Genomic DNA, 16,524 nt, shown 5'->3' on the forward strand with positions numbered 1-16,524 from the left:
GGTGGTTAGGGTAAAAATGGCTAAACTAAAATAGGTGTGGTCATAATATTAAGCACCCGAAAACATCGGTAACGCGGCGGCGTCTCGGCCGTCATAGCTGCTGGCAAGCGCATTAAATGCTTGAGTGATGTCAGAGATAGACTGCATGTCGTGCTCGCTGAGCACAAAGCTGTCGACACCCGCCCGCAGTAAGTAAGCAATCTGGTCACGCCCAAACTTGCCTGCCATGCGAATCTCCCCTTGGTAGCCAATGTGGCGTAGGGTTTGGGCATAACTAAAGCCGCGTCCATCGGTAAAAGCTGGCACATGAATAACAATCAAATCTTGCTGTAATAAAAATTCTGACAAACCAACCAGTGCCTCTGTATCGCTATCGGACGTCACCCAAACGCCCATACGACTGGCATGCTGGCTGACTAACTCACGTACCTCTTGTAATAGTCCGCCAGCGAGCTGACCTTCTGTATCTAATAAGTCAGTAAGCGGTAGTACGATCTCACGTTTTTCTTGTTTGTGTAGTAGCTCAAGCAAAGTGATATGAGACAGGGCAATACCGTCTGGCAACTCATGGGTGTGAAGCGCCAACCATGTATCGTTTTGACTGATATCGGCGCCTGCAGTGTTTAATACATGATGATTACCCATAGACCTTCTCCTTAAAGGGTGCAATGCCGACACGATCGACCAAATCACCAAAGCGTTCTACCTCATGATCATTGCTGACGCGCTGTTCTAAATAGACATCTAATATCTTTTGTAGCGTAATTGCCACATCGGTGGCTGGCACCGCTTTGCCCAATATCTTGCCGATTTTGGCATCATTGCTGGAGTTGCCGCCAAGGCTGATCTGATACCAGTGCTCGCCCTTTTTATCGACTCCCAGGATACCAATGTCACCCGTATGGTGGTGGGCACAGGCGTTCATACAGCCAGACATATTAAGGCGAATCTCACCCAAGTCATAAAGGTAGTCGAGATCATCAAACTGTTTTTCGATTTGCTCAGCGATGTTATGGGTGGTGGCATTGGCCAGTGAGCAATAGTCCCAGCCTGGGCAGACAATCATGTCTGTGAGCGTGTTGATATTGGCACGAGCTAAATGCAGCTCAGACAGCTGTTGCCATAATTCGTAAAGCTGATTGGTTTGCACATCCGCAAATACCAAGTTTTGCTGATAGGTACCACGCAATTCACTAAAACTGTATTTGTCGGCAAGATCAGCAAGTGCATCCATTTGTGATTCGCTCAAATCACCTGATGGCACGTAGCGACCGTCCACCAGTCCCGCTTTTAGGGAAATCACCACAGCGCGATAACCCGCAACTTTATGTGCCACCGTGTTTTGGTGATACCAATTGGCAAAGTCTTTATCGCCATCAAGTTGTTGTTGCAACTCGCTCTGCGTTTGGAGCGCATCAAAGGTCAGGTAGTCGGGCTCAGTGAAGAAGCTGCTGGCAGTGGCAAAATTGGCATCGGTTAAGGTAAGGGGGCCGTCTTTGGTATGGGCTTGCCATTCAGCATCGACCAATTTAGCAAAGGCGGGCCCGCCCATGCTGTCAACCAATATCTTGATACGAGCCTTGTACTTATTATCACGGCGACCGTGTAAGTTATAAACGCGCAAAATAGCGTCTAAGTAACTCAGCAGATGACGACGCGGCAAAAACTCATTAATCACTTTACCAATCACAGGCGTACGACCAAGCCCGCCACCCACCAACACTTCAAAACCAAGCTCGCCTTCGTCATTGGTTTTTACATGTAGGCCGACATCATGTACCTGAGTGGCTGCGCGGTCATTGGCAGTACCAACCACCGCGATCTTAAATTTACGCGGCAAAAAAGCAAACTCAGGATGAAAGGTTGACCATTGACGAATAATCTCGCAATAAGGACGCGGATCGGCAATTTCTTCTTGGTGGATACCGGCATAAGGGTCGGTTGTGGTATTACGAATACAGTTGCCTGAGGTCTGAATTGCGTGCATCTGTACTGAGGCCAGCTCTGCCAAGATGTCTGGCACTTCTTCAAGTTTTGGCCAGTTCAGCTGAATGTTGGTACGAGTGGTAAAGTGCCCGTAACCTTTGTCATATTTGCGGGTGATTTCTGCCAACTTACGCAATTGATAACTTGCAAAAAGGCCATAAGGAATCGCAATGCGCAACATCGGCGCATAACGCTGAATGTAAAGACCGTTTTGTAGACGTAGCGGCAAAAACTGTTCTTCTGGCAGCTCACCGGCCAAAAACCGTTCCGTTTGGTCGCGAAATTGGGCGACACGTTCCTCTACTAAGGTTTGGTCAGCGTAATTATATTGATACATGACGTAATCTCAATTTTGTTTTTAAGCTTAAAGGCAGCATTGATAATGATTTGCGTGTGTAATAGGTTTTATTGCCAATCGCATGATGAATAATTCAGCTTACCATCATATAAGCTTGAGACTTGAAACATAAATTCCTTTCAGACATATCCATATCCAAACACAGCATAAATTTTCATAAAGAAAGTTAGGTAGCCTATGCTTATCGAATTTAACACCTAACTTGAACGTATGATCGCTTGCGCGCTAACCATCCGCTCATGGCGTCCTCTTACGTTGTTGCTTAATTTTCCCGTCCATTCCTTTCTTGAGGTTTTAAAATCCATATGAATCAGACCACATCAAAACTTGTTTCCCCGCATGGCAGCAACGAGCTAAAACCACTGTTGTTAAGTGGTGAGGCACGTATCCAAGCGCTAAAACTTGCCCGCACATTGCCGACCATCACCCTAAGCTCTCGTGAGCGTGGTGATTTGATTATGTTTGGTATCGGTGGTTTTACCCCATTGAACGGTTTTATGAATCAAGCCGACTGGCAAGGCGTGGTAGATAACATGCGCTTGCAAAGTGGTGACAACGCGGGCTTGTTTTGGCCCATTCCTATCACTTTATCTGCGCCTAAGGCAACTGCTGACAGTTTGAGCCAAGGTGACAAAGTGGCCTTGGTGGCAAAAGATGGCGAGGTGATGGGGATTTTAACGGTTGAAGAAACTTATACCATTGATAAAGAGCACGAATGTCAGCAAGTATTCACAACGACAGACGCAGAGCATCCAGGTGTACAGCAAGTGTTGAACCAAGGTGACATCAATGTCGCAGGCAGTGTTGAGGTGTTAAGTGAAGGCGAGTTCCCAACCTTGTATCCAGAGATTTATAAAACTCCTGCTGAGACGCGTGAGATTTTGGATGCCAAAGGCTGGAAAACAGTTGCAGCCTTCCAAACTCGCAACCCAATGCATCGCTCACACGAATACTTAGCCAAAATTGCCATCGAGATTTGTGATGGGGTGCTGATACACTCATTATTAGGGGCGCTAAAACCCGGTGATATTCCAGCGGAAGTACGTCAAGAAGCGATTAAAACCCTGATTGACAACTACTTTAGACAAGATACCGTCATTCAGGCCGGCTATCCATTAGACATGCGTTATGCTGGACCACGCGAAGCGCTATTGCACGCAGTCTTTCGCCAAAACTATGGCTGTAGCCATCTGATTGTGGGCCGCGACCATGCTGGCGTTGGCGATTACTATGGCGCTTTTGATGCGCAAACTATCTTTGACTATGTTGGTAAAGACGACTTGATTACCCAACCATTAAAAATTGGCTGGACGTTTTGGTGTAATGCCTGTAACGCCATGGCATCTGATAAAACTTGTCCGCATGAGGCCTCTGAGCACGTCAAAGTGTCAGGAACGAAGTTGCGCAAGGCTCTATCAGAAGATGAAGACGTGCCAGATAACTTTAGCCGTCCGGAAGTGTTGGAGATTTTGCGCCAGTATTATGCTGGTATCGCTCGCGAGGAACGTGCTGAGGTGAAATTAACTGGCGCCTCGGCAGTATAAGAGTATAGGCACTGACGACATATTCAGAAGTAAATAAGAAGTAAAAAGGGATTAGGCTTATCGTCTGATCCCTTTTTTTATTGAAAATACAGGTTCGAGGGCGCTTTGTCCCCACAGAATCCTCTTAGACGGATTTACTGAGTTTGATTTAACGGCCTCTAGTAATCACGATAGGGCATAAATAACAAAGTTACTTATGCCAAGTTAACCACTCGATAAGCGGATTCATCATTAAGCCTTTGACAAACAAGCTGCTAGCATAGTTCTCATCATTCATAGAGTCGCAATCAAGGCGTTATCGGTTTTATACCTTTATCGGTATTTTGAAAAAGTGGTTCTGTTAACTTTATTGAGAACATTTATGCAACCCATCACTAAAAAAATGACTGAAACACGCAGGCTGAGTATAAGTGGCGTTCTAGCAATGTCACTACTCGCAATTGGCTGCAGCTCTAACGACGCCTCACAACAGGATGGATCAACGACAGCACACGAGCAGCAAAACATCAGCTTATTAAATGTCTCGTATGATGTGTCGCGTGATTTTTATAAAGACTATAACGCCCTTTTTAGTCAGGACTATCAGCAAAAAAATCCGGGTAGTAAATTAGATATCAAGCAGTCGCACGGTGGCTCAAGCAAACAGGCAATGTCTGTGGCGAATGGCTTGCAAGCGGATGTGGTGACCTTTAACCAAGAAAGCGATGTGAACCTACTGGTCGAAAAGGGCTTGGTTGCCACCGACTGGCAACAAGCGCTACCAAACAACGCGGTACCCTATACCAGTACCATGGTGCTATTGGTGCGTGATGGCAATCCAAAAAACATCAAAGATTGGACAGACTTAGCGCGCAGTGATGTTGATGTGGTCATACCCAACCCGAAAACCAGCGGTACGGCGCGCTACGCATTTTTGGGGGCGTATGGTTATGGCCTGCATCATTTTAAAGAAAACCCACAAAACCATACCAAAACCGATGATTTTATCAAAAAAGTACTGGCAAACGTGGTCACTTATGACAATGGCGCGCGTGCAGCGACCACCAGCTTTACTCAGCGCAGCTTGGGCGATGTGCTGATTACAACTGAAAATGAAGCCCATTTGGCTGCCAAGCAATTTGCCAAAGGACAAGTCGATATTGTCTATCCAAGCTATTCTATTTTGATTAATAATCCTGTGGCGGTAGTCGCTACGACCACTGATAAAGATGGCAAGACTGTAGCCGCAAATACCTACCTACAAGGCTTGTGGGATGAGCCTGCACAAACGCTTATGGCAAACATGTATTTACGCCCCAGTGATAAAAAAATTCTAGCTGCTCACAAAGACACCTTACCTGCCATCAATACCTTTGATCCTGTGACGGTCTTTGACTCTTGGGAGCAGATTATGGCGACATTCTTTGTTGATGGCGGGCGTTTTGATCAGCTGGCACGAGTAGAGTAGCGGCTGACTTTAAAGGCGTAGCCCAGCCAAGCTGTGGTTATCTATTGGGTACGCTTTTGCAGATATTTGGCAACTGATTGATAACTTTATACTTACTGGCTTGTTATTCCGTTTTGGCAATAACATACGCATATTCATCATTAAACATAATAAGATGGCGCTGTTAGCATACTGACATTACCTAACAGACACTTTTGAGGGACTTATGACATACGCCGCGCGTTATCAACAAAAAAGTAAAGCACTTAACGTCTTGAGTATTGCAGGCGTTGCATTGACCTTGGGTCTTGCTGGCTGTAGCAATGGCGAACAGACAGAGACGACTGCTACTGCCGATGGTACGGCAGCGGGTCAAAACATCGAGCTGCTAAACGTCTCTTATGATGTGGCCCGTGATTTTTATAAAGACTATAACCCGCTATTCGTTGAGCACTATAAAGCTGAGAATCCAGACAGCGATATTCTCATTAAGCAGTCACATGGCGGCTCAAGCAAACAAGCACTCTCGATTGCTAATGGTTTGCAAGCGGATGTCGCGACGATGAACCAAGGCTCTGATATTGAGTTACTTGAGAAGAGGGGTTTGGTTGAATCAGATTGGGAGAGTAAATTCCCAGATAACGCCGTACCGTTTACCAGTACCATCGTGTTTTTGGTACGTAAGGGCAATCCAAAAGGCATCAATGATTGGGAAGACTTGACCAAAGAAGGAGTTGAGATTGTCATGGCCAACCCAAAAGTGACGGGTAATGGTCGCTATGCCTTTTTAGGGGCTTACGGTTACGGTTTACATGCCTTTAATAACGAAGAAGCGCCAGCGAAAAACTACGTAAAAGACATGCTTAAAAACGTCAAGGTTTATGAAAATGGCGGGCGTGCAGCCACCACTACTTTTGTTCAACGCGGTATTGGTGATGTTTTGGTGACTTTTGAAAATGAGGCCAATCTTGCCGCGACTGACTTTGGCGCCGGTCAAGTAGACATCGTTTATCCAGATTACTCTATCAAATCAGAGAGCCCCGTCGCGGTTGTGACGTCAGTGACCGACAAAAAAGGCACGACTGAAGCGGCAAAAGCCTATCTTGATTACTTATGGAGCGAGCCTGCTCAGCAGTTGGCAGCCGATCTATACCTACGCCCTAGCGTTCAAAGCGTGCTGGATAAAAACAGTGATAAATTACCACCAGTTGAAACCTTCCGCCCGAATGACGCGTTTGGGTCGTGGGATGAAATCATGGGCACTTACTTCAGCGATGGCGGTGTGTTCGATCAGTTAGCCGTTAATGCGCCGCAATAACCGCTTGTGACGCTCATAAGAGCCGTGAATGTACTAGCAATGGGTGTCATCTCATACGTATGAGCAGTCACTCATGAAAACCCCATAAAGGACATGGTCATTTGCGCTATGTCCTTTATAACATGGCCCTTTATAAAACAGACAGATTAATCATCAACTTGATACAACATGGTCTTACGTTAAGTACCATCCGATAGGCAATAGGACATCACTATGAGTGCAACATCTTCTTCTGCCAGTAAGCCCCCTTTGAAAAAAGGATGGCTGACACGTTTGCGTCAACGCAATGTGTTGCCAGGGTTTGGCCTGAGTATGGGTATTACTGTCTTTAGCTTATCGTTATTGGTGGTGCTGCCGTTTGCCATGATGGCTTATACCACCACACAAATGGGCTGGACAGGGTTTTGGGAAACCATTACCCAGCCGCAGGTCACTGCTGCGATCAAGCTGAGCTTATGGATGTCATTTTTAGCGATGCTGACCAATATGGTGTTCGGTACATTAGTCGCTTGGGTGCTCGTTCGGTACGAGTTTTGGGGCAAGTCGTTGATCAATGCGTTGGTTGATCTACCCTTTGCTTTGCCAACGGCAGTCACGGGCATCTCGCTTGCCACGCTTTATGCCCCTAACGGCCTAATAGGACAATGGTTCGCCAAGTTTGATATTCAGGTCGCTTTTACGCCGATAGGGATTTGGTTGGCCTTGGTTGTGGTCAGCTTTCCTTTTATTGTCCGCGCGGTACAGCCTGTTTTAGCAGAGCTGTCGGTTGAGTTTGAAGAAGCGTCCGCGGTATTGGGTGCCAATCGCTTAACCACGTTTCGAAAAGTGATTTTGCCCGAGCTGTTGCCCGCTTTATTAATGGGCGCAGGAATGATGTTTGCGCGGGCTACTGGTGAGTATGGCTCGGTGATTTTTATCGCAGGCAATATTCCGATGCAGTCGGAGATTTTACCGCTCATTATCATCAGCAAACTTGAGCAATTTGATATTCAAGGGGCCTCGGCTGTTGCGTTGTTTATGCTGCTGATCTCATTTGTTATTTTGTTAACCATTAATATTGTACAGTGGAAGCTGTCGCGCCGTGTAGGAGCTCGCTAACATGCAAATATCCAATAGCTACGACTACCAAAGCAATCCGGCAACCAAAGACACTCCTTGGTTACGCCGTACCTTTATCGTCATCGCTGTGCTATTTATGGTTATCATGTTGGTCATCCCATTACTGGCCGTGTTTTATGAAGCCTTTAAGAATGGCTGGCAGTTGTATATCGCCTCGCTTGTCGACCCTGAGGCCATGCAGGCCATCAAGCTGACGTTAATTACTGCTGCTATCGTTCTGCCCATTAATATGGTGATGGGCATAGCGATCGCTTGGTTGGTCACACGTTATCAGTTCAAAGGCAAACAGCTGGTGACCACCTTACTGGATTTACCGTTTTCTGTATCTCCCGTCGTAGCAGGCTTGATGTTTGTTTTACTATTCGGGCTGAATTCTACTGTGGGTGGCTGGCTTGAGAGCATGGGCTTTCAGGTAATTTACGCCGTCCCCGGTATTGTTTTGGCGACACTGTTTGTTACTTTTCCATTTGTGGCCCGTGAGCTGATACCACTGATGCAGACGCAAGGCGATAGTGAAGAGCAGGCCGCCTTGACCTTGGGCGCCACGGGTTGGCAGACTTTTTGGCATGTCACGTTGCCAAATATAAAGTGGGCGTTGCTTTATGGTTTGATTTTGACCAACGCGCGAGCAATGGGTGAGTTTGGCGCGGTCAGTGTGGTGTCAGGTCACATTCGCGGTGAAACCAATACCATGCCGCTGTTGGTTGAGATTGCCTATAATGATTATAACTTTACCGCCGCTTTTGCCTTATCGAGCCTACTTGCGGCGCTGGCGTTAGTGACGTTACTTATTCAGCAAGTGATGACCAAAGTACAAGAGCGTAAGTTTGCCAAGTCCGAGCGACTAGCAAGTGCGCCTGAGCTACCAGTAAGTGCCAATGCGACCGTCGCAGAAAGTAAAAGTGATGCGGTTTAAATAAGTGATAGGGTTTGATTCAATACCACTGACGTCGTCACCATGAAACAATATGCCACGATAAGCCAAAATGTATAATAAGAGATACGATTATGAGCATCGAGATTCGCAACGTTAATAAAAAATTCGGTAACTTTACTGCGTTAGACAATATCAATATCACCGTGCCGACAGGTAAACTGACCACCTTACTTGGGCCCTCAGGGTGCGGCAAAACGACCTTGCTACGTATTATCGCAGGTCTAGAATATGCAGATTCTGGGCAGATATTATTTGACGAGCTGGATGTGACCAACACGCCTGTGCAAAAGCGGCACATTGGCTTTATGTTTCAGCATTATGCGCTGTTTCGGCACAAAAACATCGCAGATAATGTTGCCTTTGGACTGACGTTGTTGCCAAAAAATGAACGACCAAGCAAAGCGGATATCAATAAGCGCGTGGCCGAACTGCTAGAGCTAGTACAGCTACCACAAGTCGCCAACGCTTATCCACACCAATTGTCAGGTGGCCAGCGCCAAAGGATTGCGCTGGCACGAGCCTTGGCGGTCAAGCCAAAACTGTTGTTACTGGATGAGCCATTTGGGGCGCTAGATGCCAAAGTGCGTAAAGAGCTGCGCACTTGGCTAAAAAACATTCATCATGAGCTGGGTATTACCAGCATTATGGTGACCCATGATCAAGAAGAAGCCCGTGCGGTGTCAGATGAGATTGTGGTCATGAATCAAGGGCGAGTAGAGCAGGTAGGGACGTCAGAGGAGCTGATACACCAGCCAGCCAACGCTTTTATCAGTGACTTCTTAGATTTAGTCTAAGTGTGTTTGAGGCAGTAGCTGTATTAGCAAGATCAAAAAAAGACCTACTCATTGTAGGTCTTTTTTTTGCGTCAAGATGGGCCTAAGACGGTGTTGTCTGTTTCAATAGCAATATTGTCTACTAAAGCTCACCTAAAATTCGAACGTCCATACTGTTTAAGCAGGCTTTGGCATAGCAATGTCTTTGGTTGATATTTGCTTATAAGTGATGTCTAAAATATCTTGACACCAGTCTGGCAAGTCATCAGCCACTTCATACCACATCCACGTGCCATCGCGAACACAGTGTAAAATACCCAGTTTTTTCAAATGATTCAAATGACGCGATATCGTTGGTTGCGGTTGATCGAGTATTTCTACCAACTCACCCACGCAGCGCGCTTCTTTTTTAAAGAGAATTTGAAATATTTTTAAGCGGGTCGGATCAGATAGAACTTTAAACAACTCGATAGGTCGTATCTCAAAATTATTATCAGACATAGAGCAATTCCAATGAGGCTTTGTTAATAGGGATTCAATATAACAGCAGTTATCTACAGAATCGATTGAACAGTAAGCGGTCTTACAGTTCGTTGTTAATTCACTACTTTTGATAGTAATGGGTTACATGCGTACTTATATTCATTTACATTGATTAAGTATGTGTAATATAAAGATTTTTTATGGAAAATAATAGTCAAATACTATTGCAAATGATAATAGTTATCGTTATTATACACAAACTAATGACAATGATGTTACGGGCGTATCAAAGCAAACGGTGCAAACTGTCACTCAACACCTGCATCATTGCCACCTTGCCTTTACAGCAGTATAAAAATCAGCAGTACCAAACACAGCCACCGAATAGTGGTATTCAGAGGAGCCAGTCCATGTACGTATGCATCTGTAATGACGTAAAAGAAAAGCAAATCAAAGCAGCTATTGCTTCAGGTATTGATACGCTTGATGGTCTAAAAGATACCCTCGATGTTGCGACTTGCTGTGGGTGCTGTGAGCCGATGGTCAATGATTACCTAGAGGAACACCATGCCAAACTTGATGTCTTAGCCTATGCGGTTTAAGCATGATTGGTTTAGAGATTTCTTTTTTGTCCAGATAAAACCTTATCGTCCTACCCATACCTTTACCGCCAGTACGCCGCACTTATCCTTTGGTTATTGATTATAAAGGATAAGCTGCGAGCATCCACATAACCTTGCTGACACACCTAGTTCCATCTCGCTACGCATCATAACTCGTTGTGGCCGCAATCAATAGCGACGCTAGCTAATTATAGTTCTCAATTAGCATCTTATTCTTAGTTCATAACATTACAAGCTATACAGCTCCTATATGCTACTATATCTGTCTGTCGTTATAAGACGTTTTTTTGATTTTGATTTTTACGGATCAGTTCACCAATAGTGCTTTCACTATATGGAATATTGTGAATACGTTGGCATCTGTAAAATATAAATAGGGGAGTATAGGTTATGATAGGTAGCCAAAAAGTCATTGATTATTTGAATTTTTTATTAGGTGGTGAGCTTGCAGCTCGTGACCAGTATTTTATCCATTCAGAAATGTATGCCGAATGGCATTATGGCAAGTTGTATGATCGCATCCACCATGAGATGGCAGATGAGACACTGCATGCCCAAGCAATTATTCGCCGTATTTTGATGCTGAGCGGCACGCCTAATATGGCTGTCAATGATATCAAAATTGGCTCCACCGTTCCTGACATGTTGCAGCTTGATCTTGATTTAGAGTACCAAGTACAGCAGCATCTAAAAGATGGTATTGCGCTTTGTGAAGAAGAGCACGATTACGTCACGCGTGAGATGCTGGTTGAGCAGCTAAAAGACACGGAAGAAGATCATGCGCATTGGCTTGAGCAGCAGTTACGCCTTATCGATATGATTGGGTTGCCCAATTATCTACAAAGCCAAATGGCTGAAGTCACTCCTAATCTGGTTTAATATCGCGATAAATATAAACAGCAACCATATTTCGCTTAAATAATAAGTACGTAGGGAGAAAGATAATGAAAGGGGATAAAGAGGTCATTCGCGCTTTAAACAAAGTGCTTGGACAGTCGTTAATTGCGATCAACCAGTATTTTTTGCATGCACGCATCGCCCGTCATTGGGGCTTAGAAGCGCTTAACGAAAATTTTTACAAACAATCTATCGCTGAGATGAAATGGTCTGATGATCTGATTGCACGAATTTTGTTGCTAGACGGCTTACCCAATTTGCAAGATTATGGCAAGATGTTTATTGGCGAAGATGTGCCAGAGTTAATTGACTGTAATTTGCGTCTAGAAAAGCAGAAATTTGATATCATCACTGACGCCATTGCTTTATGTGAAGCAAAATCTGATTACGTCTCTCGTCATTTATTAACCACGTTAAAAGATGGTAATGAAGAGTATCAAGATTGGCTAGAGACGCAAGAAGACTTGATTGAAAGTATTGGCGTGGAGCGCTATATCCAGTCACAAGTCACTGAGGATGACGCGCCTTAGTAGCGCCCGATAATTATCAAAAATAAGCCAAACTTGCCAGCGAGTGTTTTTTATAAAACATCACTCGCTGGCTTTTTTATGGCCAAAAATCCACGCTTATGTTTTTATCTATTTTTTTATCTATACTTGGTTAGTATAAGCCGCGACCGTCTTCAGGCTTGAGACGTAAAAAGTACAACCCTGAGAGAATGGTTAAAAGCCCTAGTATCCAGTAGGTGGTTTGGAACGCAGCCAGCGTGTCGAGTTGCATACGTTCACGGAAAATATTGAGTACGGCTGCACCAAAGGCGATACCAAAGCTAATCGCCAGCTGCTGATTGACCGCCATCAAACTGTTACCACTACTGGTCTGTGTGCCCTCTAGATCACCAATCGTAATCGTATTCATCGCACTAAATTGCATCGAATTACAAGCGCCCATTATAGTCAAAATAGGAACAAACCAAAGCCATTGGGAGGCGTCATTAAATTGCGCCAATACAAGGATCAGCGTGCCCATAAACAAGGTATTGTAGACCAGAACCTTACGGTAGCTAAAACGTTGAATAATTTTACTCACCCACGGTTTAATTCCGATGGCACCAACCGCGATAGGCGCTAGTAACCAACCTGCCTGTGAAGGTGAGTACTCAAACACCACCTGCAATAGCAGCGGCAGCAAAAAGGGGACGGCACTGATACCTAAGCGCGTGAATAAATTACCGGTAATACCAATACGAAAGGTGCGAATGTCAAATAAACTCAGTGGAAATAGTGGGGCAGATCGTCGCTTGGCGTGCCATACATACGCACCTATCAGTAGGCTGGCTCCCAACCCCAGCAACAAACCATAAAACCCGCGACCGGTCTGCGAGCCAAACTCGACAGCCAGGGTGAATCCACAAGCGGCGGCTGCAAACAATAAAAACCCTGTCCAATCGAGACGCTTGGTATCTTCAAATAACGCGGGCACCAGTTTCTTGCCTAAAATAAAGCCTACTATTCCCATCGGTATATTGATCAAAAATATCCAATGCCAGCTGGTGTATTGTACGATATAGCCACCTAAGACCGGCCCTACCAAAGGGGCTACCAACGCCGGTATCACCGCAAAATTCATCACCGTTAAGAGCTTATTACGGGGATAGGATTTGACCAATATCAAACGAGCAACAGGTGTCATCATCGCACCGCCAATACCTTGAATGACACGTGAGCCAATCAAAAAATCTAACGTAGGAGAGGCGGCGCATAGCAATGAGCCAATACAAAAAATGATGATGGCGGACAAAAATACTCGACGAGTACCAAATTTATCGGCTAAAAACCCACTGATGGGAATAAATATCGCCAACGTTAAGGCATAGCTGATCACAGCCCATTGCATCTTTAAAGGCGACTCACCCAGCGCTTGTGCCATTTGTGGCAGTGACGTGTTTAAAATGGTGGCGTCCAAAATTTGCATAAACAGAGCTACCGCCAGCACATAGGGCAGATACTTATCTTGTGTCGGGGTTAGCGTTACCATGTCGCTCTCATTAGCTCTCTCGTCATAAAATAGGCAAAAATAATATAGTGACAACCAGCTCACTATAGCAGCCGAATAGTATAAGAAAGACTGCATCATAATAAAAGTGACGCAAAGTAACGGTACATAGGCGAGGTTATCAAACAACGAGCGGGTAGGTCTGCACATTGATTACAAGAGAGGGCTTTAATGTAGGGACCGGTTCTCGCTATAGTAAGGTGAGCGACATGCTTATTAAGCAGAAAGCATCAATCACGTTATGGATAATATTAAAAATACGAACGAGGATATGTCATGAGTCAAGACAACAATAAATCTAGCGAAAGTGCCCACGAACAAAGCGTTAAATATGTACCACCCAAGGTGTGGGTACAAGATAAAGACAATGGTGGCAAGTTTGCCAGCATCAATCGACCGACAGCTGGCGCCCGTCACCAAAAAGCACTGCCCGTAGGCGATGCACCTTTACAACTGTATTCACTAAATACACCAAATGGCGTCAAGGTCAACATACTGTTAGAGGAGTTGGCTGAGCTTGGTATTAAAGGCGCTGAGTACGATGCGTATAAAATCGACATCTCTGAGGGTGACCAGTTTGGCTCTGGCTTTGTAGCCATCAACCCAAATTCAAAAATTCCAGCCTTGGTCGATCATTCTATCTTTGAGTCTGGCGAGCCTATTGCTATCTTTGAGTCTGGTGCGATCTTACTGTATTTGGCAGAAAAATTTGGCAAGTTTGTTCCTTCCTCACTTGGCAAAGCGCGGGCGGACTGTCTGTCTTGGGTGATGTGGCAGATGGGGAGCGCGCCTTTTTTAGGCGGCGGCTTTGGGCACTTTTATGCGTATGCGCCTGAACCGCTGGAGTATCCCATCAACCGCTATACGATGGAGACCAAACGTCAGCTGGATGTGCTTGATAGCCACCTAAAAGACAATCAGTATATGTGTGGCAATGAAGAAGCGGATTATAATATTGCCGATATGATTATTTGGGCGTGGTATGGCCAGTTGGTACTTGGGAAGCTTTACGATGCCGCAGAGTTCTTACAAGTCAGTGATTATAAGCACGTGCAGCGTTGGGCGCAGGCCATTGCTGAGCGGCCAGCGGTTAAGCGCGCCATAGAACTGCCATTAAAACCTATTGGCTAAATTAATCGATGATACCGATTTATAATAACCCTTTTAAATGACTTACAGGCTGATAGGCGGCGCGCTTATCAGCCTTAATTTTATCCTTTTTTGCTATTCTATATTCATATATAGTTATATTAAAATAAGGATATACTTTTTCATTTACACGATGATACATTAGTACAACAGATAGAAACATTGATACGTTAATATAGCGGTGCATCCTCCTATTGGACGGGTGTTTATACTTCTTCTATTAATGAGTAACGATTATGAAGGATGATAACGGTAAGCTGATACACATCTCACGGCAGATGAATATGGATGGGTCAAGTGTGGTCGATACTACCGATACTGAGGCCAACATGCCACAGAAACGCCCGTGTACTCATGTTTACCAACACGCAAAATTGCTCCTTATAACTTACTTGGTACTCAATGCTAAAAAAATAAAAAAGATACCCTTATTAATGATAAAAAATAAAATAAAATTGTCCCTATTTGCCGCTATAAGCACGGCTTTATTTAGTACCACAAGTATGGCCAGTACTGGCGCTGAATTAACCAGCCAAGACTGGCAGGTCGTCTGTGATAATACCCGTACTTGCCGGCTGGCAGGCTATCAAGCAGAAAATAATAGCGAATTTCCCATATCGGTGTTGCTTGTGCGCCGCGCAGGGGCGAATGCTGGGGTGGATGGCAAAGTAAAACTTGGCGGCGCTAAAGAAAGCTCATCTAAGGCTTTGATGCAACTGGGTAACCGTCACCGTATATCGTTGTTTATTAATGATAGGAATTATGGTGAAACCAAACCTTTTTCAACCGCCGCAGGTAATGCCGAGCTGACATCTACACAAGTAAAAGCACTGCTAGACGCGCTGACTAAATCAAGTAAAATTGAGCTGGTACTGCGCAACTCACGCTGGCAGCTTTCAGATAAAGGGGCGAGTGCTGTCATGCTAAAAGCAGATGAAGTCCAAGGTCGAGTAGGGACGCCAAGCGCTTTTATCAATAAAGAAGGCGCTGCAAAGTCCAACAGCAGCGTATTGTCACCCAAGTCTGCACCAATACTGCGCTTTGTCGCGCCCAATCCAAAAGCAGTCTCTACCAACAAGAGAAAGTTTGTCATGCGCGCGTCTCAACTGGCGACCTTGATGAGAGGTACCATGAAAGAGGTGGACAGTGACTGCCCAAATCTCACAGATAAGTCGCCATGGCGTGTCAGTCGTCTAAACAGCTCACAACTACTCGCACAGCATGACTGCTGGATGGGGGCCTATAATACTGGGACAGGGGTTTGGGTTATCAATGACAGCAAACCTTATAAACCGACATTGGTAACCACCAGTGCCACGGGCTACGATAAAGGTAAAATCACCTCAGTACAAAAAGGGCGCGGTATCGGTGACTGCTTAAGTAAAACCGATTGGCTATGGACCGGTAAGGCGTTTGAAAAGAGTCATGAAAGTACCACTGGACTATGCCGTATGGTTGAAGCAGGTGGTGCATGGCAACTGCCGACCTATGTCACTGAGGTTAGGGTGACACAATAGCGGCCATACAGTCGACAACCTACCTGTTAAATGGCTCATTTAAAGCTTCATGACCAATTTCAGTGGTGTTATTTCTATAATGCTAGAAAAAATAGGTACAGATGGTTTTTATTGTGCTATACTGCGTCGCCACGTTAGCTTAGGCTTTCGTGAATTATGAGATTGATAACATCGCCTGCGATTTTGGGTCTAGGATGACCATAAGTAATTGTTGCCGATGATTTTGTGTACTTAAATAACCCTTTATAAAAATATCAGTTATTTTTGACTCATATCTTATCTACTCGACCATAAAATGGTCTAGATTGGTTGTTATTCGCGGTTATCTGCTTTGGACAA

General features: G+C 45.0%; 15 protein-coding genes. 11 read left to right on the forward strand and 4 right to left on the reverse strand.

Features of this window, described 5'->3' with window-relative positions; all coding sequences use genetic code 11:
• Positions 1-48: 48 nt before the first annotated feature.
• Positions 49-645 (reverse strand): DUF934 domain-containing protein, encoded by a 597-nt coding sequence (locus B2P60_RS06060; protein WP_286740016.1) that lies wholly within the window; start codon positions 643-645, stop codon positions 49-51.
• A complete protein-coding gene (locus B2P60_RS06065; protein ID WP_198333595.1) occupies positions 638-2,323 on the reverse strand; it encodes a nitrite/sulfite reductase in 1,686 nt (561 codons plus the stop codon). The genes B2P60_RS06060 and B2P60_RS06065 overlap by 8 nt, the downstream gene beginning before the upstream one ends.
• Before the next feature lie 326 nt (positions 2,324-2,649).
• Here B2P60_RS06065 and sat point away from each other — a divergent pair, with 326 nt between their 5' ends.
• The 6 genes from sat (at position 2,650) to B2P60_RS06095 (ending at position 9,482) form a co-directional block, all read left to right on the forward strand.
• Positions 2,650-3,888 (forward strand): sulfate adenylyltransferase, encoded by a 1,239-nt coding sequence (sat, locus tag B2P60_RS06070; protein WP_230710096.1) that lies wholly within the window; start codon positions 2,650-2,652, stop codon positions 3,886-3,888.
• A 424-nt stretch (positions 3,889-4,312) separates the two neighbouring features.
• On the forward strand, positions 4,313-5,335 hold the full coding sequence (locus B2P60_RS06075) for a sulfate ABC transporter substrate-binding protein (RefSeq protein WP_414706630.1): 1,023 nt from the start codon (positions 4,313-4,315) through the stop codon (positions 5,333-5,335).
• A gap of 205 nt (positions 5,336-5,540) precedes the next feature.
• Positions 5,541-6,632, forward strand: coding sequence for a sulfate ABC transporter substrate-binding protein (locus B2P60_RS06080; protein WP_286740019.1), 1,092 nt, complete (start codon positions 5,541-5,543; stop codon positions 6,630-6,632).
• 213 nt (positions 6,633-6,845) lie between these two features.
• Positions 6,846-7,730 (forward strand): sulfate ABC transporter permease subunit CysT, encoded by an 885-nt coding sequence (cysT, locus tag B2P60_RS06085; RefSeq protein WP_193005011.1) that lies wholly within the window; start codon positions 6,846-6,848, stop codon positions 7,728-7,730.
• 1 nt (position 7,731) lies between these two features.
• Positions 7,732-8,667, forward strand: a complete 936-nt coding sequence (gene cysW, locus B2P60_RS06090) for a sulfate ABC transporter permease subunit CysW (RefSeq protein ID WP_198333592.1) — start codon at positions 7,732-7,734, stop codon at positions 8,665-8,667.
• A gap of 92 nt (positions 8,668-8,759) precedes the next feature.
• A complete protein-coding gene (locus B2P60_RS06095; RefSeq protein ID WP_193005009.1) occupies positions 8,760-9,482 on the forward strand; it encodes a sulfate/molybdate ABC transporter ATP-binding protein in 723 nt (240 codons plus the stop codon).
• A 156-nt stretch (positions 9,483-9,638) separates the two neighbouring features.
• Here the strand turns inward: B2P60_RS06095 and B2P60_RS06100 are convergent, their stop codons facing one another.
• The gene (locus B2P60_RS06100) at positions 9,639-9,962 is read right to left on the reverse strand and encodes an ArsR/SmtB family transcription factor (protein ID WP_193005007.1); all 324 of its coding nucleotides are present in this window, start codon (positions 9,960-9,962) and stop codon (positions 9,639-9,641) included.
• A 392-nt stretch (positions 9,963-10,354) separates the two neighbouring features.
• Here B2P60_RS06100 and B2P60_RS06105 point away from each other — a divergent pair, with 392 nt between their 5' ends.
• From B2P60_RS06105 to bfr (B2P60_RS06115), 3 genes are all read left to right on the forward strand, one after another.
• Entirely contained in the window at positions 10,355-10,546 is a 192-nt protein-coding gene (locus tag B2P60_RS06105; RefSeq protein WP_110923492.1) for a (2Fe-2S)-binding protein, read from the forward strand.
• Between the two features lie 411 nt (positions 10,547-10,957).
• Positions 10,958-11,446: a bacterioferritin gene (bfr, locus tag B2P60_RS06110; RefSeq protein ID WP_193005004.1), complete on the forward strand. Its 489-nt coding sequence runs from the start codon at positions 10,958-10,960 to the stop codon at positions 11,444-11,446.
• 65 nt (positions 11,447-11,511) lie between these two features.
• Positions 11,512-11,994 carry a bacterioferritin gene (gene bfr, locus B2P60_RS06115; protein WP_286740023.1) on the forward strand — a complete coding sequence of 161 codons (483 nt, stop codon included), beginning with the start codon at positions 11,512-11,514 and terminating at the stop codon, positions 11,992-11,994.
• A gap of 130 nt (positions 11,995-12,124) precedes the next feature.
• Here bfr (B2P60_RS06115) and B2P60_RS06120 read toward each other — a convergent pair whose 3' ends face one another.
• On the reverse strand, positions 12,125-13,501 hold the full coding sequence (locus B2P60_RS06120) for a DHA2 family efflux MFS transporter permease subunit (RefSeq protein ID WP_286740025.1): 1,377 nt from the start codon (positions 13,499-13,501) through the stop codon (positions 12,125-12,127).
• A gap of 294 nt (positions 13,502-13,795) precedes the next feature.
• Here B2P60_RS06120 and yghU point away from each other — a divergent pair, with 294 nt between their 5' ends.
• A complete protein-coding gene (gene yghU / locus B2P60_RS06125) occupies positions 13,796-14,650 on the forward strand; it encodes a glutathione-dependent disulfide-bond oxidoreductase (RefSeq protein ID WP_286740026.1) in 855 nt (284 codons plus the stop codon).
• Positions 14,651-14,904: 254 nt separating this feature from the next.
• Complete coding sequence (locus tag B2P60_RS06130) at positions 14,905-16,185, forward strand: DUF1176 domain-containing protein (RefSeq protein ID WP_286740028.1); 1,281 nt, start codon at positions 14,905-14,907, stop codon at positions 16,183-16,185.
• The last annotated feature ends 339 nt before the right edge of the window (positions 16,186-16,524 follow it).

Source organism: Psychrobacter sp. UBA3068, from assembly GCF_002366815.1.
Taxonomy (GTDB): Bacteria; Pseudomonadota; Gammaproteobacteria; order Pseudomonadales; family Moraxellaceae; genus Psychrobacter; species Psychrobacter namhaensis.

Excerpts from the sequence above, each read along its gene's own strand:
- B2P60_RS06065 (WP_198333595.1), bottom strand. The coding sequence starts at position 2,323 with ATGTATCAATATAATTACGCTGACCAAACCTTAGTAGAGGAACGTGTC.
- B2P60_RS06100 (WP_193005007.1), bottom strand. The coding sequence starts at position 9,962 with ATGTCTGATAATAATTTTGAGATACGACCTATCGAGTTGTTTAAAGTT.
- cysT (WP_193005011.1), top strand. The coding sequence starts at position 6,846 with ATGAGTGCAACATCTTCTTCTGCCAGTAAGCCCCCTTTGAAAAAAGGA.
- cysW (WP_198333592.1), top strand. The coding sequence starts at position 7,732 with ATGCAAATATCCAATAGCTACGACTACCAAAGCAATCCGGCAACCAAA.
- B2P60_RS06095 (WP_193005009.1), top strand. The coding sequence starts at position 8,760 with ATGAGCATCGAGATTCGCAACGTTAATAAAAAATTCGGTAACTTTACT.
- B2P60_RS06120 (WP_286740025.1), bottom strand. The coding sequence starts at position 13,501 with ATGGTAACGCTAACCCCGACACAAGATAAGTATCTGCCCTATGTGCTG.
- B2P60_RS06105 (WP_110923492.1), top strand. The coding sequence starts at position 10,355 with ATGTACGTATGCATCTGTAATGACGTAAAAGAAAAGCAAATCAAAGCA.
- bfr (WP_193005004.1), top strand. The coding sequence starts at position 10,958 with ATGATAGGTAGCCAAAAAGTCATTGATTATTTGAATTTTTTATTAGGT.
- B2P60_RS06130 (WP_286740028.1), top strand. The coding sequence starts at position 14,905 with ATGAAGGATGATAACGGTAAGCTGATACACATCTCACGGCAGATGAAT.
- B2P60_RS06060 (WP_286740016.1), bottom strand. The coding sequence starts at position 645 with ATGGGTAATCATCATGTATTAAACACTGCAGGCGCCGATATCAGTCAA.
- bfr (WP_286740023.1), top strand. The coding sequence starts at position 11,512 with ATGAAAGGGGATAAAGAGGTCATTCGCGCTTTAAACAAAGTGCTTGGA.
- sat (WP_230710096.1), top strand. The coding sequence starts at position 2,650 with ATGAATCAGACCACATCAAAACTTGTTTCCCCGCATGGCAGCAACGAG.
- B2P60_RS06080 (WP_286740019.1), top strand. The coding sequence starts at position 5,541 with ATGACATACGCCGCGCGTTATCAACAAAAAAGTAAAGCACTTAACGTC.
- B2P60_RS06075 (WP_414706630.1), top strand. The coding sequence starts at position 4,313 with ATGTCACTACTCGCAATTGGCTGCAGCTCTAACGACGCCTCACAACAG.
- yghU (WP_286740026.1), top strand. The coding sequence starts at position 13,796 with ATGAGTCAAGACAACAATAAATCTAGCGAAAGTGCCCACGAACAAAGC.